Consider the following 17625-nt stretch of genomic DNA (forward strand, 5'->3'; position numbering starts at 1 on the left):
CGCCGCCGGCCGTGGGTCAGCGGCCGAGGGCGGCGGCCAGGGCGCCGGGCAGCTCGGGGTGGCGAAACTCGAAGCCGGTCGCCTCCAGCCGGGCGGGGCGCACCCGCTGACTGACGAGGAGGGTCTCCCTGGCCATCTCCGTACCGAGGGCGATCGACAGGGCGAAGGTCGGGACGTGGAGGAGCGTCGGACGACCCACGGCGGCGCCGAGGACCCGGGTGTACTCGGCGTTGGTCACCGGATGGGGGGCGGTGCCGTTGAGCGCGCCCCGAACGGCGTCGTGCGTGAGGGCGTGCATGATCGCCTCGACCTCGTCGGACAGCGAGATCCAGCTGAGGTACTGCCGGCCCGGCCCCAGCTGGCCGCCGAGGCCGAGCTTGAAGAGGGGAAGCTGCTTGGCCAGAGCGCCCCCTTCGGCGCTCTGGACGATGCCCGAGCGCAGGTGCACGACCCGGACGCCGACCTTCTCGGCCGGAGCCGTCGCCGCTTCCCAGGACTGGACGAGCTCGGCCAGGAACCCGGTGCCCGGCTCGCTCTCCTCGGTGAGCACGTCCTCGCCCCGGTCGCCGTAGTAGCCGATGGCAGAGCCGCTCACCATGACCGCCGGGGGTCGATTCAGCTGGGCGACGGCGGTGGCGAGCAGCGTCGTCCCGTCGACGCGGCCGTCGCGGAGACGGGCCTTGTAGGCGGCCGACCAGCGGCGGGCCAGGCTCGCGCCCGCCAGGTGGACGACGGCGTCGGCGCCCTCCAGGGCCGGGGTGTCGATCGTGCCGCCCTCGATGTCCCAGCTGACGTCGCCGGGGCCCGTTCGGGCACCGGCGTGCTGACGGACGATCCGCCCGACCTCGTGTCCGTTCGTCCGCATGGTGCGGATGAGGGCAGTGCCGATCAAGCCGTGGGAGCCGCTGACGAGGACCCGCATGGTGCCATGCTCGCGCCGTGGCGCTTCAGCGGCCTCGTCGGCCGTCGTTGTCGAGCCCGCTCCGTTCGAGTGCCCGCCGCACTATGGCGGCGAAGGCGTCAGGGTGGGTGAGGTGGGCGCCGTGGCCGGCGCCCTCGACCTCCACCAGCTCGGCGCCGGGGACCAGATCGGCGAGGACCTCCACTCCCCGACGGTGATGCGGAAGGGACAGCTCCCCTCTGGCGATCACGGTGGGCACCGACACCCCGGTGGGGTCGAACGGTGCACCGCCGTCGCGCATCGACGCCATCTCGGCGATCAGCGCGTGGCCCTCGTCGCGTCGTCGGGCCCGCGTGCGCTCGGGCAGGCGCTCCCAGCGGGCGTCGCCGATCATGCGCCGCATGAAGCTCTCGGCCGCGTCCTCCGGTCCGCGGGCGCCGGCGGCTGAGCCGCCAGCGCTCCGCGTGGGCCACCACGGCAGCCACGGCGCGGGCGGTTCGTAGGCGACCACCGCACGGATCTGCTCCGGCCGCCGCCAGGCGGCGGTCAGAGCCATGGCTCCCCCGTAGCTGTGGCCCGCCGCCACTGCGTGGCGGCCGGCAAGGACGGCGAACAGATCATCGACGTGCTCATCGAGGGTGTGGGCGAGCGGGACCGCCTGGCGCGAGCGGTGGTAGCCGCGTCGGTCGTAGGTAAGCACCCAAAGGTCGCTCAGACGGCTCACGACGCGGGAGAAGCTCGGGCCGCGGTCCATCGACCCGTGGATGAGCACCACGAGATCGGCGCGCTCGGGCGCGGCCCCGCGCTCGTCGACGTAAAGGCCCGACGGAAGGAGCGGCACGGTCGCCGTGCTACCACCGGTTGTGGCCGAGCCGCCAAGCGCGGAGGCGCGCCGACGTGGCTGAAGGTTAGTCTCCTGACATCTGCGTCAGGAGGTTGCTCCATGCGCTTCATCGACAGTGACGGCCACGTGCTCGAGCACCCGGACGGGATGCTGGCCTACGCCCCGAAGGGCTACGAGGACCGGATCTGGCACATCGAGACCGATGGCAAGGGCCGCGAGTGGATGATCATGGACGACGTGCGGATGCCGGCCAGCGGTCTGGCCCTGGCCGGCACGGCGGGCATGTCGGACGAGGACCGGGGTAGGGCCCAGCGGGGCGAGCTGCGCTACACCGAGGTCCGGCCCGCCGCCTACAACGCCAAGGCGCGCCTGGACGACATGTCCGCTGACGGCATCGACCAGTCCGTGTTGTACCCGACTTTTCTCCTCGGCATCCAGAGCCGCCGCGACGCCGACTTCGCCGCAGCCCAGTGCCGCGCCTACAACGACTGGGTGTCGGACCACGTGGGTGACGGAGACGGCCGGCTCTTCGCCGCCGCCGTGCTGCCGCAGCAGGACCTGGATCGGGCTGCGGCCGAGATCCGCCGGGTCGCCGGGCTGCCAGGGATCGTGGCCGTGTTCATCCGTCCCAACCCCACCGCCGACTGGAAGCAGTTCAACGATCCGGTCTACGACCCACTCTGGCAGGCAGCTTCGGACACCGGGCTTCCCGTCGGGCTCCATCCGTTCCTGGCCGCCGATCTCCCGGGTGCCTGCATCGGGATGCACTTCAACCGCCTGGGCACCTCGGCCGCGCCCCTCCCCGAGGAAGGCGGGGCCGACGTCAACATCGACAACATCTACTTCACCCAGGCCCTGTCCAACCCCATCGACATGATGAGCTCGATGGCGTTCCTGCTCGCCGGCGGCGTGTGCGAGCGCTTCCCGGGCCTCAAGCTCATCTTCCTCGAGGCCAACGGGGGCTGGCTGGTGCCCTGGCTGGAGCGACTCGACCATCACGCCGAGATCTTCTCGTGGGACGTCCCGTGGCTGAAGGAGAAGCCCTCCGACTACTTCCGGCGCCAGTGCTGGATCAGCTTCGACGCCGACGAGTCGACCCTGGCGTTCACCGCCAACTCGCCGCTCTGCGGGGCCGACCGCATCATCTGGGCCTCGGACTACCCGCACCCGGACGCAAAGTACCCGGGCGTGACGGCCGAGCTCGCGGAGGCTATCGAGGGTCTCACCAAGGAGCAGCAGGACCTGATCGCCGGCGAGAACGCTGTCGCCCTCTACGGGCTGTAGCCGACGCCGATCGTGGGCGAACGCGTCTCAGTCGTCGACTACCTCGTCCTCGATGACGGCGAGCCCTACCTGGTCGCCACCGCCTGTCGAGGCTGCGGCGCGACCTATTTCGAGCGCCACAACGCATGTGGGCGGTGCTTCGGGACGAGCTTCGAGCGGCGACGGATGGAGAGCACGGGTACCGTGCGCTCCTACACCATCGTCCACCGCGCCGCGCCCGGGGTTGCCGTTCCCTACGTGGCGGCGATCATCGAGCTCGACGGTGGGGGAGTCGTGAAGGCGAACATCCGCGACGTGGAGCCCGAGCCCGCACAGGTCGGGCTGGGCATGCCAGTGGCAATGACCACCTTCGTCGCCGGGACCGACGACGAAGGGACCGAGGCCGTGGCCTTTGGTTACTCTCCCGCCGTGGCGGCCGCAGGGAAGAGGACCGATGCCTGACGACCTGTGGATCCTCGGTGCGTCGATGGTCAAGTTCGGCCGCTACCCCGATCGGGACCTGATGGACATCGGCTCCGAGGCCGCCGTCGGTGCCCTGTCCGACGCCGCGGTGTCCATGGCCGACATCGACATCCTCGTCGTCGGGAACCAGCTGGAGCCCGTTGGTGGGGTGGGCCAGCGCCTGCAGAAGCAGATCGGCCAGACGGGCATCCCCGTCTACAACGTCACCAATGCCTGCGCCACTGGGGCCAGCGCCATCCGGGTCGTCTCCATGGCCATCAAGGCAGGCGAGGCCGAGATGGGACTAGCGGTCGGGGTGGAGAAGATGGGAAAGGCCGGGCTCGCGGAAGGACGGGCCGCCAGGCCCGAGAAGGTCGCGTACGAGCGCGAAGGACGCACGGGTGCGGTGATGAGCGTCGAGGGGATCCTCGGCACCGACTTCATGCCCGGGGTCTTCGCCCACGCGGGCATGGAGTACGCCCGCAACCACGACGGGGTCGGTTTCGAGCAGTTCGCCCGCGTGGCCGAGAAGAACCACGCCCACTCCTCGCTGAACCCTCTGGCCCAGTACCAGAAGACCTTCGGCCTCGACGAGGTCATGGCCTCGCCGATGATGTCCTACCCCAACACGCTCCTCATGTGCTGTCCGACGGGGGACGGCTCCGCCGCCGCAGTCGTCGTCTCGGGCGAGAAGCTCGCGACGCTCGATCCAGCGGTGCGCAAGCGGGCGGTGAAGGTGTCCGCCTCGGTGCTGACCACCGACCCGTGGGTCGAGGGCGGCGAGCAGCAGCCGGATGTCAACACGCTCACTCGCCAGGCTGCCGACAAGGCGTACGAGCAGGCCGGTGTCGACCCACAGGACCTCGACCTCGTCGAGCTGCACGACTGCTTCGCCACCGCCGAGCTCATCCACTACGACAACCTGCGCCTGTGCGAGCCGGGTGGAGCAGGCGACTTCATCGACTCGCGCGGCCCCTGGCGCGACGGGCGCATTCCGGTGAACGTCTCGGGTGGACTGATCTCCAAGGGCCATCCCATCGCCGCCACCGGTGTGGCCAACATCTACGAGATCGTCACTCACCTCCGAGGAGAGGCCGGCGACCGGCAGATCGAAGGTGCCACCGTGGGCCTGGCTCACGTGATCGGGCTCGGCTCGACCTGCGCCGTGCACATCCTGGAGAAGGCGGCCGTCTAGCCGTCGACCACCCGGGTGGCTTTGTAGCCCGAGCGCGGAAGGCTGCCCCGCGTCACCACCTCGACCGTGGCTTCCAGGCCCAGCCGCTCCTTGACCGCGGCAGCCAGCCGTGGTCCGACCGTCGGGTCGTCGCCCTGGCCCTCGCCGGCCTCGACCCGCACGGCGAGCGGGGTACCCGCGTCCCTGGGCCGCACGACCACGAACTCCAGGCTGGGCTTGGCCACCTCGGGCACGGCGGCGAGCGCCGCCTGCACCTCGCCCACCTGGAACTTTCGTCCCTGGCTCGACAGCAGGTCCTTGAAGCGACCGCCCCACCAGCCCCGGGAGCTCGTCTCCCCACAGGGACACGGCGTGCGCTCGACGCGGCACGCCTCCTCCAGGTCGTAACGCACCATGCAGTTGTCGCGACCGAAGGTGGTGACGACCAGGTTGCCCCAATCGCCGTCGGGGACCTCGCGTCCGTTCTCCGGATCGATGGCCTGCACGTAGGTGTGGTCGTCCGCCAGGTGGGCGCCGTTGTGCTCGCCGCAGGGATGGCCGAGGAAGGCGAAGCACTCGGCCCCCGCGGTAGCGAGCGGGAATCCCTTGTCCGCGGCGCCGGGCATCGACGGTATGCGCAGTCCCACGTCCTCCATCGGATCGAGCCCCAGCTTGGCCGCGACCTCGAAGTACCGGCCCAGGGCGAACCCCACGTAGGGGACGTCGGGCTTCACCTGCATCCACATCCGCATGCCCTGCTCGGCCAGCTCGTCGGTGTCAGGCGGGGGAACCCAGATGTTGAGGCAGCCGAAGTACTCGTAGGCGCCGGACAACAGCGGTCCGCCGCCGTAGAGGTAGGCGGGGTGGGCGTGGGTCACGATCATCCCGGGGCGGATGCCCTGGCGCCACCAGTTCCGTGCGCCACACTCGTACTCGACCTCGAGGTCCCGTCTGGTCCACAGCATGATCGTCGGAGTGCCGGTGGTCCCGGTGGACGTGCCGAGGCGGACGCACTCGCGAAGGTCGGCGAAGCGGTAGTCGCCGACCGGCGGGTGCTCGGCCTCGGACTGGCGCAGGTCCTGCTTCACCGTGAGGGGGAGGTGCTCGAGGTCGGCCAGTCCCTTGATGTCCTCGGGCGCCGTGACACCGGCCTCGTTCAGCTTGCGGACGAAGAGGGGAACCGGTCGCTCGAAGACCCGCCGGATCATGTCCCGCAGACGCTGCTCACGCAGCTCGTGGAGCTGGTCCCTCGGCATGGTCTGGATATCGGGGTCCCACCAGGTCCGGCTCGGGTCGGTGCGCGTCGGCTCCTGGTCGACGGTCTCCACGGTCGGTATGGTAAAACATGACATCCGTGTTAGGGAACTGACCGGGTCCAGAGAGGGGAGCGATGACGACGCAAGGCGGGATCGCACCGTTCGACGACGCGACCTACGACCCGTTCGAGGTCTTCGAGAGGAGTGTCGGGGCGTCCAAGGTCGCCAACCCCTATCCCGACTTCGCCGAGCTCCGCCGGCAGGGCCCGGTGCACAAGCGCGACCTGGCCGAGCTCTACGAGCTGGAGAACATGGAGGGCCTCGACCTGCCGGATGCCTACACCATCGTCACCCACGAGGCCGTGGAGAAGGTCCTTCGCGACAGTCAGACCTTCTCCTCCTCTGGCTACGCCGAGAGCATGGGCATGGTCATGGGCCACAGCATCCTCGAGATGGACCAGCCGGAGCACCGCGCCTACCGCGGGCTCGTCCAGCAGGCGTTCACCCGCAAGGCCATGGTCCGCTGGGAGTCCGAGCTGGTGCGGCCGATCGTCAACCGCTTCATCGACACCTTCGTCGGTCGCGGTGGGGCTGATCTGGTGTCCGAGCTCACCTTCCCCTTCCCGGTGCGGGTGATCGCCGGGATGCTCGGCCTTCCCGAGGAGGATCTGGAGACGTTCCACGCCTGGGCGGTCGGGTTGATCAGCGTGGGTGCCGACTTCGAGCACGGGATGGAGGCGTCGGGCAAGCTGAGGGACTATTTCGCCGGGGTCCTTGCCGAGCGGCGCCGGCAGCCGTCGGACGATGTGATCACCGCGCTAGCGCAGGCTGAGCTCGAGGGTCAGAAGCTGACCGACGAGGACATCTTCGCCTTCCTGCGGCTGCTGCTGCCGGCGGGAGCGGAGACGACCTACCGGTCGTCGAGCAACCTGCTGACGGGGCTGCTGATGAACCCCGACCAGCTGGAGGCGGTGCGCGCCGACCGCTCACTCATTCCCCAGGCCATCGAGGAGGGCCTGCGGTGGGAGCCTCCGCTCACCGGGATCGCCCGCACGACGAGCCGCGAGGTCGACATCGGCGGTGTCACCCTGCCGGCAGGCGTGATCATCAACGTGAACATGGGCGCGGCCAACCACGACCCGGCGAGATACCCGGACCCCGAGCGGTTCGACATCTTCCGGGATCCCCAGCAGCACATGGCCTTCGCCTACGGGCCTCACATGTGCCTGGGCATGCACCTGGCCCGCATGGAGACGACCGTGGCGCTCAACGCCCTGCTCGACCGCCTGCCCGGCCTGCGACTCGACCCCGACGCCCCGCCGCCCGAGATCCGGGGCCTGGCCTTCCGGTCACCCAAGGAGCTGCGGGTCGCCTTCGACTAGCGGGCCCGGTCGCGGCGCGCCGCGGCTCCGTCAGAGGCCGGCGCGGGTGGCGTGGACTAATAGATCGTCCCCACACCGACCAGGTGACCGGTGGGACCCGATGTCCCCTTCGGTCCGGCTGCCGGGTCGTAGTAGGTGATGACGAGCTGTGAGGGCGTGCTCAGCTCTGGTTGACCAACCAGAGCACGACAGAAACCGGAGGGCACGTTTAGGCAGTTGGGCACGATCCCCGTTGTCTCGAGGTGCCACGGACCCGTGGCGGTCTTCGCGGTGAGGACGTCGTACGCGCCGGTGATCGTGTTGGTCTCGACCATTCGCAAGGGCGCATTCGGGTAACTGTTGACTGCGATCCCCATCGGTTGCCATGTCGTCGATGCGTCGGTTGCTGCCTGTCTGACCTGATAGGAGGACTGGCTCTGCAGCGCCGATGTGGTATCGGGGAGGGTTGCTGCGTAGACGTGACCGGCGTTGCACGAGACGTACAAGCTCGTGCACACGAACGAGAACAGACTCACCTGTCCGTTGCTGATGACAGGGCTGCCCAGCACGAGGTCCGGTGGCAACGCAGCGCCGCTGCGAGCCGGCGGGAAGACCTCATCAGGACCAACGTCGATCGCGTTGGTCTTCCAGTTGTATTCCAGGAAGCCCCAGCCTTCCGCACGGATACTGCCAAATCCTGTGATGCAGACGTCGCCGTAGGTGACGAGAACGTCATCGGTCTTGGGGATGAGCGCCGCACCGCTGGCCCAACGTGCGGGGTATTGCCCGGATGCGAAGGTGCAGCGATTGCCGCTTCCATCGGGCAGATACACGTCGGTCGGAGACGGTATGTGCATCGCCGGCGGGTTGCCGGGGGAGAGCGTCAGAGGGTTGCCGGCGCTGGGGACCTCCTCCAGGGACGAGGGGATCTGCCCCGCCCTGTATGGTCCCTCCGCCGCCGTGCTGCCGGTGATGAAGCCTGTCATCACCATCTGGCCCGACGAGTTGGCGTGGAACACTCCTGTGTCTCCGAAGACCCAGAGAGCGTTCCCGTTAGGAAGCGCCACACTCAGCCCATCGTCACGGGAGATGGCTTGGGAGGGGTTCTCCCAGACCGACTCGACTGGCCCCGACGCGCTGTGCGTGGTGGGGCCGGCGGCGGCGCCCCTGGCAGCGGCGGGGGAAATCGAGGCGGCGAGACTCGCTGGAGTGGCGAGGAGAGCCCCTAGAGCGAAGGCCACAAGGGCAAGAAATCGCCGCCGGACGTGGATCACGGCATGACGTGATCGCTGTGGTCTACCACTCACCTGGCGCCCACCCCCAGATGGTCTTCCGGTGCTCGTGGGATCTCTGACTCCGCCTACACACGTACCCAAAGAGAACCGTTTTGCACCTTTTGTCGGGAGGGCAGGGCCTCGCACGAGGAGTTCTACCGGGCGGGCCCAAAACCGCAGTTCAGCGCATCATGCGCTCAAGGGCGGCGCGAGCTAGATGAGTCCTGAGAGGGAAGCAACCCGAGAGCGGTGGTCTCGCGCCGTGCCGAAGACGGCGTCGCCTGAGGCTCAGCGTGCGGGCCAGGTGATCTCGTCGACCATATAGCCAGGGGACGGACCGCTCGGCGACAATGTGGTGACCTTCCTTACCGCCGGCGGCGGTTGGAGTTGGTGGAGCTCGAGGTCGATCCTAACGACTGCAATCGGGAAGTCGGCGACCCAACCGATGTGACGGCTCCGGATGTACGCGGCAAGGGTCCGGTCGCGCTGCGAGGCCGCATAGGCGATGGGGTTCACCACACCGTCGAGGTTGACGACGGTGAGACGGCCCTCGGAAAAATAGCTGAGCGCCCCGCTTTGCCAGCCGCCGATGACACTGCCTCGCGGAGGTACTCGAACTGCCTGTGTGGTGACCTCCCGATAGCCCGTGGCCGCATCGTAGAAGTGAGGCGACGAAGGCCCGACCGCCGGTACGGAGCGGGTGGTCGCGTAGTATGCATCCAGCTGCGCGGCGGAGACCGTCGGGACAACGAGGATCCCCGACAGGACAACTAGCGTCAGGGGGCGCCCGCGCCCGTGACCCGACGCCAGCCCACCTACTCCGGCCGCAACGACCACCACCAGGACCATGCCGACGGGGGCGAGGTATCGGGTGAAGTAGAAGGTGACGCCGAACCAGGCGTAGAACAGCAGCAGACCCGCGGCGAACGCCGGCAAGGTGCCAACGATCGCCCTTACGCCTGGACCCGTGGGACTCGCCAAACGCTCACCAACCCCCTGACGTGGTTTCCGAGTCACCCAGCGCACGGCGAGGGCGGACGAGGCCAGGACCAGAAGCCAGAAGACGAGCACGCCGAGCGACTGGCCGATGAGTCTCGACCTCAACCAGTCCAACGGCTGGAAAGGCCCGCCGCTCACAGTCCCGGCCGCAAGGGACATGGTCATGCTCGAAAACGACGGGAACGGCAAGATCTGATGTGCGGCCGGCCCACTCGTCGGCAGAGGCGTCCCGAAGGTCAGCGTGCACCACACCCACCACGGGGCCACGATCCCGACCGCGGCCACGGTCGCGAGGGCGAGAGGCCGACGAGGCCCGCGCCAGAGCTGCAGTACAACTAGCAGAACCACGAGCAGCAGCGCGTCGACTCGCGCGAGCACGGCCAAACCACCCACGGCGCCGGCCATCCCCCACCGCAATGCCGTCGGTCGGTCGTTGGCCCAGATCCACAGAGCTACGAGGCTGATCTCAACGAAGATGGCCAGCGACGTCTCGAGGCCACCGAAGGACATCCCAATAGCAACCGGCGAGATGGCCCACAGGGCCGCGGCTACGATGGCGGCCACTCTCCCGGCGAGCCGGTACGCCACCCAGGCGAGCACCGCGATGGTCGCCGTGTCGACCACGACGAGCAAGGTGAGATCGGCGCGAAGAGCGGCGTCGGCACTATTGGTGAGCCAGAACACCGGAGTCATCAGGAAGCCGAGCAACGGCTGGAACCCGCTCGTAAGGGTCGTGCCATCGACGGTCGGGCCGTGGCCGTGGGCCATCGAGCGGGCGATCGTGAGCGTGTAGTAGGTGTCGTCGGGAATGAAGAGCCGGTCGATGAGTGCCAGCGGTCGAAACAGGATGGCAAGTCGAAGGACCAACCCAATCAAGGTCAGCCCGGCGACGGCAAGCGACACTGGCGAGCCAGGCACGCTCGCATGTCCACCCGGTGATCGCCAAGGCCTCGAGACTGCGAGGGGCCTGTCTTCCCGACCACGCTGATCAATTTGTCCAGATGGGTCGGTTCGAGGACCCTCGAGACCGGTCGTCGTCACGGCGAGTCGAGGATCGGGTCACCGTCCCCAGGCCACCCCTGCCACCATTTTCGGAGGGCGCGCCCAGCCTTGTTGACCTGAGACTTTGTTGGCGCTTGCCGGGACGCTGCGCTCATCTTCTTCCCCAACCTTCGCTGTCGCGTGTCGCTCACTCATAGCGGGTCCCGCCTGCGACCAGCGGTACGGTCCGGGTCCGTGGCCGTCGAGGCGAGCTGCAGCGGCAGGCCGATCTCGCCACCCACAGCCCAGATCGGGAGATCCCGGAGATGGTCGAGTGTCGGCCGGCGAACACTACCAACGGCCGCAGAAATGGGGCACATTTCCAGCAGTCGCCGCCAGTGTTCCGGCGGGGGTACCCCGAAAGCTAGTAGCTCAAACCGCTCAGCTCGGCCACTCGGGCGCGGTGTTGGCGGGCCGTGCCGAAGACGGCGTCGCCTGACTTGGCCCGCTTCACGTAGAGGTGCATGTCGTGCTCCCACGTGAAGCCGATACCGCCGAGGCTCTGGATGCCTTCCTGGACGAGGAGGCGCTGACAGTCGCCGGCCGCGGCCTTGGCCATGGCGACGGCCAGAGATCGACGCTCGTCGTCCTCGGCGAGGGTCGCCGAGGCGAAATAGCACAGCGCCCGAGCTGACTCGAGGGCCACGAACATGTCGGCGAACTTGTGCTTCATGGCTTGAAAAGATCCGATGGGCGCGCCGAACTGCTCGCGGGTCTTGGCGTGCTCGAGAGCGATGTCGAAGATGGACTGACAGGTCCCCACCATCTCCAGCGCCAGCGCCGTGGAGGCCTCCTCGATGACGCGGGCCAGCACCGGCGCGCACCGACCAGGCTCGCCCAGCGTGCGGTCAGGACCGACGGTCACACCGTCGAGATCCACGGTTGCGTACTGGCGGCTGGCGTCGAGCGTCTGCAAGGGGGTCGCCACCACCGCCTCGCGGGGGACGATGAACAAGGCCAGACCGTCGGATCCCTCGGTGCCATCGAGTCGGGCGGCGACAACCAACTCGGCGACCGTGGCGCCCTCGACCACGTAGTGCTTGGAGCCATCGAGGATCCAGTCGTTGCCGTGGCGGCGGGCCACGAGCGCGACGTCCTCGCCCGCCCAGCTGCCCGACTCCTCGGCGACCGCCAGGGTCCCGGTGATGCGACCCGCGGCCACGTCACCCAGGAACCGTTCGTGCTGCGCGGCGGTGCCTGCTTCACGGATCCCCGGCACGAACTGGGACACGGTCGGCAGGAACGGCCCCGGAGCGATCGCCCGGCCCAGCTCCTCGACGACGACGGCCAGCTCGATGAAGCCGAGCCCCAGACCTCCGTACGCCGGATCGATCGTCAGGGCGGGCCAGTCGAGATCGACCATGGACGACCAGAGGTCGCCAGCAGGGGCGCCCTTTTCCACCACCTCGCGCACGAAGCTGGGCGGGCACTCGCGTGCGAGCACGGCCCGCACCGAGGTGCGCAGCTCGTCCTGATCGGTTGTGAACTCGAGGTCCATGACTGGTGTCCCGAAACTGACGTCGGCGTCACGGTAGCAGCCCGGACCGTGGTCAGAGCTGGTCGATCAGCTTGTGCGTCTGGGGCACCACCCGGACGCGCTGGTGGAGTCGCAGCGCCCGTTCCTGCAGCTCCAGCACCTGGCTCGGGCTTGGCGCGGCGGTGACGTCGGCGAAGGGCGTGACCGGCTGCAGGAAGATCTCGGTCTCCGGCGCCACCTCGTGGACCATGCCTACGGCACGCTCCAGCTCGCCGGGAACCGTCGCCGGCCCGATCACGATCTTGACGAAGAGATGCCGAGCCGCCCCGGCCTGCAGGAACCGCTGGTGCGTGTCGAGGTCGACGCCCTCGTGGTCGACGCTGTCGAGCTTGATGTCCATACCGATATGGTCGACCCACTCGTGCACCGACGCCAGACCGCCAGGGAGAGTCCCGTTGGTCTCGAGGTAGATCGGCTGGTGGCGCTCGGCCAGCAGCGGGAACAGGGCGCAGAGGCGCCGGGCCTGGAGCAGCGGCTCGCCGCCGGTCACGCTCACCGAGTGGTGCGGAAGGGCGCGCCATAACCGATCGACGGCGTCGGCGACCTCGGTGACGGGAAGCGGGCTCTCCCGCCACCACCAGTCCCTACGGCCCGGCGTCTGCTCGAGTCGGCACGGCCCCGGACGCTTCTCGAGGGCCTCGGGCTGATCGCAGTAGGCGCAGCGGATGTTGCAGCCGGTGAGGCGGACGAAGACCTGACGCTCGCCCACCAGCGCCCCCTCGCCCTGGATCGCCGAGAAGACCTCGGTCACCAGCACCGTCGTGCTACTCGTCGTGGCTTCGGTCATGGCGTCGGCAAGGCCGGATCGGTCACGCCGGCCTCTGCGAAGCCGCGAGCGCGCAGGTGACAGGCGTCACAGGCGCCGCACGGATCCGGGCCGGCGCGGTAGCACGACCAGGTCAGCTCGATCGGAGCGCCGAGGTCGAGCGCGAGGCGGACGATCTGGGCCTTGGTCAGGTCGACCAGCGGTGTCCGGATGTCCACCGGTCTGCCCTCGAGCCCACGTTTCTGGCCCACTGCCGCGACGGCGCGGAAGGCGTCGACGAACGCCGGCCGACAATCCGGATAGCCGCTGTAGTCCAGGGCATTGACGCCGAGGTACACCGCATCGGCGTCACGGGCCTCGGCCACCCCGAGGGCGACGGCGAGAAAGATGCTGTTGCGGGCGGGAACGTAGGTCGCCGGTATGTGGACCGAATCCGGCTCGCTCGTGTCCACCGGGGCCGTCGGTCCCGGTATCTCGACCGAGGAGTCAGTGAGCGCCGACCCGCCCCAGGCCCGCGTGTCGAGGGTGACCAGGAGGCGCTCGGCGCCGTAGTGGGCGGCCACCTTGGCGGCGCGCTCGAGCTCGATCCTGTGCGACTGGCCATAGTCGAAGCTGAGGGCCAGCGGCGGACGATCGGCATCGCTCGCGGCGAGGGCCATGCACGTGGTGGAGTCGAGCCCGCCGGAGAGGATGACCACCTGGCGGCTCGGGCTCATTCGGCCAACAGCTCGACCATGGACTGTGGGGTCTCCCAGAGGCGGACGGCGACCAGGCCCAGGCCCGCCGCTTCGAGGTGCTTCCACGCCTCGTGGGCGATCCGCTCCGCGGTGGGGTTGTCCACGATGTCGTTCAGCAGGCGGTGGTCATAGCGGCTCACGACTTCACGCTCGACGACGGCCGCCAGGTCGTCGAAGTCCATGACGACGCCGTGCTCGTTGACGGGCCCTTCGACGGTGATCTCGAGGCGATAGTGGTGGCCGTGCAGTCGCTGGCACTTGCCGGCGTGCCACGGGAGATGATGGGCCGCCTCGAAGGCGAACGAGCGGCTGACCTGGGTGCGCATCCGCACCCAGGCTATCCCCGGCTAGCTGTGCTCGGCGCGGCCCTGATCCGCGCCGGGCGGGCCGTAGGGCTCGCCGGCCTCCCCGTAGCAATCGGCGTGGTAATGCTCCACCCGGTCCCACGTGCCATCGACGTAGACGTTGGCGATGACCTGGCGGAGCTGGGCGCGGGCCACGAACTTCACCGGGGCGCCACAGTGGGCGCAGATCGCTGAGCTGCCGGGCTCCACGGTTCGGACGACAGCTCGACTCTCTGTCATGCCTCTTGCTCCGCCGGCCTGTTTTCTCACATCGCTCCCCCAGCCGCGCCAGGGACCTGCCGCGGCTCGGTCCCCAGACTAGTCAACTGATCCGGCGTCAGGCCATCATCTGCCGGTCTGTCACCCGCCCCTGACGAGGGGCTTGTAGCGGATGCGGTGGGGCTGGTCGGCGGCGGCACCGAGCCGGCGTCGGCGCTCGGCCTCGTAATCACTGAAGTTCCCCTCGAACCAGTGCACAACTGATTCGCCCTCGAAGGCGAGCACGTGCGTCGCGATCCGGTCGAGGAACCACCGGTCGTGGGTGATCACCACGGCACAGCCGACGAACGCCACGAGCGCGTCTTCGAGGGCTCGGAGCGTGTCGACGTCGAGGTCGTTGGTCGGCTCGTCGAGCAGGAGCACGTTGCCTCCCGAGCGCAGGACCTTGGCCAGATGGATGCGGTTGCGCTCGCCGCCGGAGCAGTCGCCGACCTTCTTCTGCTGGTCGGATCCCGTGAAGTTGAACCCGGCCACATACGCCCGTCCGTGGATCTCCCGACTGCCCACCATCAGGCGGTCCTGACCGCCGGTGATCTCCTCGTAGACCGTGCGGGACGGATCGAGGGCCTCGCGCGACTGGTCCACATAGGCCAGGCTCACCGTCTGTCCGACGACCAGGCTGCCGTCGTCGGGCTTCTCCTGGCCGGTGATCATGCGCAAGAGCGTGGTCTTGCCCGCCCCGTTGGGGCCGATCACGCCGACGATCCCCCCGCGGGGCAGCGAGAAGTCGAGCGTGTCGATGAGCAGGCGGTCGCCGTAGCCCTTGCTCAGCTCGGCCGCCTCGACCACGAGGTCGCCCAGACGAGGCCCCGGCGGTATGGCAAGCTCCAGCCGCTCCTCCCGGCCGGGCGCAGCCGCGGCTTCGGCCAGCAGCGCCTCGTAGGCCGACAGGCGGGCTTTGCCCTTGGCTTGGCGGGCTCGGGGGGAGAGGCGGACCCACTCGAGCTCCCGCTCGAGGGTGCGACGGCGCGCCGAGTCGGCCTTCTCCTCGCTGGCGAGACGGGCCTGCTTCTGCTCCAGCCACGAGGAGTAGTTGCCCTCCCACGGCAGTCCCGCCCCTCGGTCGAGCTCGAGGATCCAGCCGGCCACGTTGTCGAGGAAGTACCGATCGTGGGTGACCGCCACGACCGTTCCCTCGTACTCGTGGAGGAACCGCTCGAGCCAGGCCACTGACTCGGCGTCGAGGTGGTTGGTGGGCTCGTCGAGCAGGAGGAGGTCGGGCCGGCTGAGCAGCAGGCGGCACAGGGCCACCCGGCGGCGCTCGCCGCCCGAGAGCGTGTCCACGTTGGCGTCGCCGGGCGGGAGCCGTAGGGCGTCCATGGCGACCTCGAGGGTGCGGTCGAGCTCCCAGGCTCCGATGGCCTCGATGCGGTCCTGGCACTCTCCCTGTTCGGCGAGGAGGCGCTCCATCTCCTCGGGGTTGGCGGATCCGAGCTGTTCGCTGATCTCGTCGAAGCGCTTCAGCAGCGCCGTGGCCTCGCCCATCCCCGCGGCCACGTTTCCCAGGACGTCGTTGGTCGGGTCGAGGGTCGGCTCCTGGGGGAGATGTCCGACCGTGAAGCCGGGGGAGAGCCGGGCCTGCCCGGTGTAGCCGTCGTCCTCGCCGGCCATGATCCGCAGCAAGGAGGACTTGCCCGAGCCGTTGGCGCCGATGACGCCGATCTTGGCTCCCGGGTAGAAGGAAAGGTTGATCCCCTTCAGCACCTCCCGGTCGGGCGGGTAGTAACGACGGAGGTCACGCATCACGTAGATGAACTGGGCCGGCACGGTCTCCGACGGTAGCGGGTCGGGTCGCCGGTAGGATCGTGGGTGATGCCAGAGCCGCGCAGCGACGAGTCGTTCGGGGGTTTTGGCCCGAACGCCTGGCTCGTCGAGGACATGTACGAGCAGTACCGACGCGACCCGTCGTCGGTGAGCGAGAGCTGGCGGGAGTTCTTCGCCGACTACCGGAGAGGCGACGGCGCGGCGCAGTTGGCCGAGGCCGCGCCCGCTGCTGGTGACCGCGCGCCGGGCCCGACCGTCCCGAGTGCGCCGCCCGCAGCCCCGACGCCCGCCGAGGGTCCGGCGCCCGTTGCGGCCCGGCCGGCGCCTCCGCAGCCGCAGCCGCAGGCACCGCCGGCGAGTGACGCCGACCAAACGCCACCCACACCCATCCGCGGTGCCGGCGCTCGCATCGTGTCCAACATGGAGGCGAGCCTCGGCGTGCCGACCGCCACCAGCGTGCGCCAGGTGCCGGCCAAGTTGCTCGAGGTCAACCGTACGATCCTGAACAATCACCTCTCGCGCACCAGCGGCGGCAAGGTGAGCTTCACCCACCTGATCGGCTTCGCCGTGGTCAGGGCCCTCGAGTCGGTCCCGGCGATGAACGCCAGCTTCGTGGCCGACGTCGACGGCAAGGGAACGCCGGGTGTCGTGCGTCACCCGCACGTCGGCCTCGGGCTGGCGGTGGACGTTGAGCGGCCCGACGGGTCGCGAACCCTCCTCGTCCCCTGCATCAAGGCGGCCGACACCTTGGACTTCCGCGGCTTCCTCCTCGCCTACGAGGAGCTGATCCGCAAGGTGCGGACGAACAAGATCGGCGTCGACGACTTCGCCGGCACGACGGTCAGCCTGACCAACCCGGGCACGGTCGGCACGGCGATGTCGGTACCGAGACTGATGGCTGGCCAGGGTCTGATCGTGGGCGTCGGGTCCCTCGACTATCCCGTCGAGTACGAGGCCGCCGATCCCAGCATGCTGGCCAAGCTGGGAGTGAGCAAGGTCATCACCCTGACCTCGACCTACGACCACCGCATCATCCAGGGCGCCGAGTCGGGCAGGTACCTGTCGAGGATCCACCAGCTGCTGCTCGGTGAGGACGGCTTCTACCACGACGTGTTCCGCGCTATGGGCGTGCCCTACGAGCCGGTCGAGTGGCGGCCCGATGTCAACCCCGTCGACGAGGAGCGCAGCCACCTGGTCAAGCAGGTGCACGTGCAGACCCTCATCAACATGTACCGGGTCAGGGGCCACCTGATCGCCGACCTCGATCCCCTGGAGGCCCGGCCCCCGAGGATGCATCAGGAGCTCGATCCGGCGACCTACGGCCTGACCCTGTGGGACCTCGACCGGGAGTTCCTCACCGACGGCCTGGCCGGGCGGGACATGCTCACACTGGGCGAGACGCTCGGCATCCTGCGCGATGCGTACTGTCGCACGGTGGGCGTCGAGTACATGCACATCTCCGAGCCCGATCAGAAGCGCTGGATCCAGGACCACGTCGAGGGAGTCTCGACCCGGCTGGACGCGGACGAGCAGCGTTACCTCCTCGGCCGCCTGAACGCGGCCGAGGCCTTCGAGCGCTTCCTCCACAGCAAGTACATCGGCCAGAAGCGGTTCGGCCTCGAA

The 17625-nt window shown here is 69.0% G+C and carries 16 protein-coding genes; 5 read left to right on the plus strand and 11 right to left on the minus strand.

Translation table 11 applies throughout. The annotated features are described in order from the left end of the window. Positions 1-16 precede the first annotated feature (16 nt). Together VGF64_11170 and VGF64_11175 are read right to left on the minus strand one after the other, a co-directional pair. Positions 17-922, minus strand: coding sequence for a TIGR01777 family oxidoreductase (locus tag VGF64_11170; protein HEY1635310.1), 906 nt, complete (start codon positions 920-922; stop codon positions 17-19). A gap of 25 nt (positions 923-947) precedes the next feature. Next, positions 948-1742: an alpha/beta hydrolase gene (locus tag VGF64_11175; GenBank protein HEY1635311.1), complete on the minus strand. Its 795-nt coding sequence runs from the start codon at positions 1740-1742 to the stop codon at positions 948-950. Between the two features lie 102 nt (positions 1743-1844). On the opposite strand from VGF64_11175, the gene VGF64_11180 reads away from it, so the two are divergent. From VGF64_11180 to VGF64_11190, 3 genes are read left to right on the plus strand one after another with little or no spacing between them, the layout of a single operon-like run. Beyond that, positions 1845-3029 (plus strand): amidohydrolase family protein, encoded by a 1185-nt coding sequence (locus VGF64_11180; GenBank protein ID HEY1635312.1) that lies wholly within the window; start codon positions 1845-1847, stop codon positions 3027-3029. Between the two features lie 12 nt (positions 3030-3041). Next, positions 3042-3470, plus strand: a complete 429-nt coding sequence (locus tag VGF64_11185; protein HEY1635313.1) for an OB-fold domain-containing protein — start codon at positions 3042-3044, stop codon at positions 3468-3470. Continuing rightward, on the plus strand, positions 3463-4665 hold the full coding sequence (locus VGF64_11190; protein ID HEY1635314.1) for a thiolase family protein: 1203 nt from the start codon (positions 3463-3465) through the stop codon (positions 4663-4665). The genes VGF64_11185 and VGF64_11190 overlap by 8 nt, the downstream gene beginning before the upstream one ends. On the opposite strand, the gene VGF64_11195 is transcribed toward VGF64_11190, so the two are convergent. Next, positions 4662-5972, minus strand: coding sequence for a hypothetical protein (locus VGF64_11195; GenBank protein ID HEY1635315.1), 1311 nt, complete (start codon positions 5970-5972; stop codon positions 4662-4664). The two genes, VGF64_11190 and VGF64_11195, sit on opposite strands and share 4 nt — an antisense overlap. A gap of 62 nt (positions 5973-6034) precedes the next feature. Here VGF64_11195 and VGF64_11200 point away from each other — a divergent pair, with 62 nt between their 5' ends. Then, a complete protein-coding gene (locus VGF64_11200) occupies positions 6035-7282 on the plus strand; it encodes a cytochrome P450 (GenBank protein HEY1635316.1) in 1248 nt (415 codons plus the stop codon). 56 nt (positions 7283-7338) lie between these two features. Here the strand turns inward: VGF64_11200 and VGF64_11205 are convergent, their stop codons facing one another. The 8 genes from VGF64_11205 to ettA all read right to left on the minus strand — a co-directional run bounded on the left by VGF64_11205 (position 7339) and on the right by ettA (position 16005). Beyond that, on the minus strand, positions 7339-8328 hold the full coding sequence (locus VGF64_11205) for a hypothetical protein (GenBank protein ID HEY1635317.1): 990 nt from the start codon (positions 8326-8328) through the stop codon (positions 7339-7341). 495 nt (positions 8329-8823) lie between these two features. Further along, complete coding sequence (locus VGF64_11210) at positions 8824-10452, minus strand: hypothetical protein (GenBank protein HEY1635318.1); 1629 nt, start codon at positions 10450-10452, stop codon at positions 8824-8826. Between the two features lie 487 nt (positions 10453-10939). Beyond that, on the minus strand, positions 10940-12073 hold the full coding sequence (locus VGF64_11215; protein HEY1635319.1) for an acyl-CoA dehydrogenase family protein: 1134 nt from the start codon (positions 12071-12073) through the stop codon (positions 10940-10942). Between the two features lie 52 nt (positions 12074-12125). Next, on the minus strand, positions 12126-12899 hold the full coding sequence (locus VGF64_11220; protein HEY1635320.1) for a 7-carboxy-7-deazaguanine synthase QueE: 774 nt from the start codon (positions 12897-12899) through the stop codon (positions 12126-12128). After that, a complete protein-coding gene (gene queC, locus VGF64_11225) occupies positions 12896-13594 on the minus strand; it encodes a 7-cyano-7-deazaguanine synthase QueC (protein ID HEY1635321.1) in 699 nt (232 codons plus the stop codon). Before queC ends, VGF64_11220 begins: the two co-directional genes overlap by 4 nt. Further along, positions 13591-13941: a 6-carboxytetrahydropterin synthase QueD gene (gene queD, locus VGF64_11230; GenBank protein HEY1635322.1), complete on the minus strand. Its 351-nt coding sequence runs from the start codon at positions 13939-13941 to the stop codon at positions 13591-13593. Before queD ends, queC begins: the two co-directional genes overlap by 4 nt. 21 nt (positions 13942-13962) lie before the next feature. After that, positions 13963-14199: a hypothetical protein gene (locus VGF64_11235; protein ID HEY1635323.1), complete on the minus strand. Its 237-nt coding sequence runs from the start codon at positions 14197-14199 to the stop codon at positions 13963-13965. 120 nt (positions 14200-14319) lie between these two features. Further along, a complete protein-coding gene (gene ettA, locus VGF64_11240; protein HEY1635324.1) occupies positions 14320-16005 on the minus strand; it encodes an energy-dependent translational throttle protein EttA in 1686 nt (561 codons plus the stop codon). A gap of 45 nt (positions 16006-16050) precedes the next feature. Here ettA and VGF64_11245 point away from each other — a divergent pair. Then, positions 16051-17625 (plus strand): 2-oxo acid dehydrogenase subunit E2 (locus VGF64_11245; protein ID HEY1635325.1); only part of this gene is annotated, 1575 nt, incomplete at its 3' end.

The organism is Acidimicrobiales bacterium, from assembly GCA_036491125.1.
Lineage (GTDB): Bacteria > Actinomycetota > Acidimicrobiia > Acidimicrobiales > AC-9 > AC-9.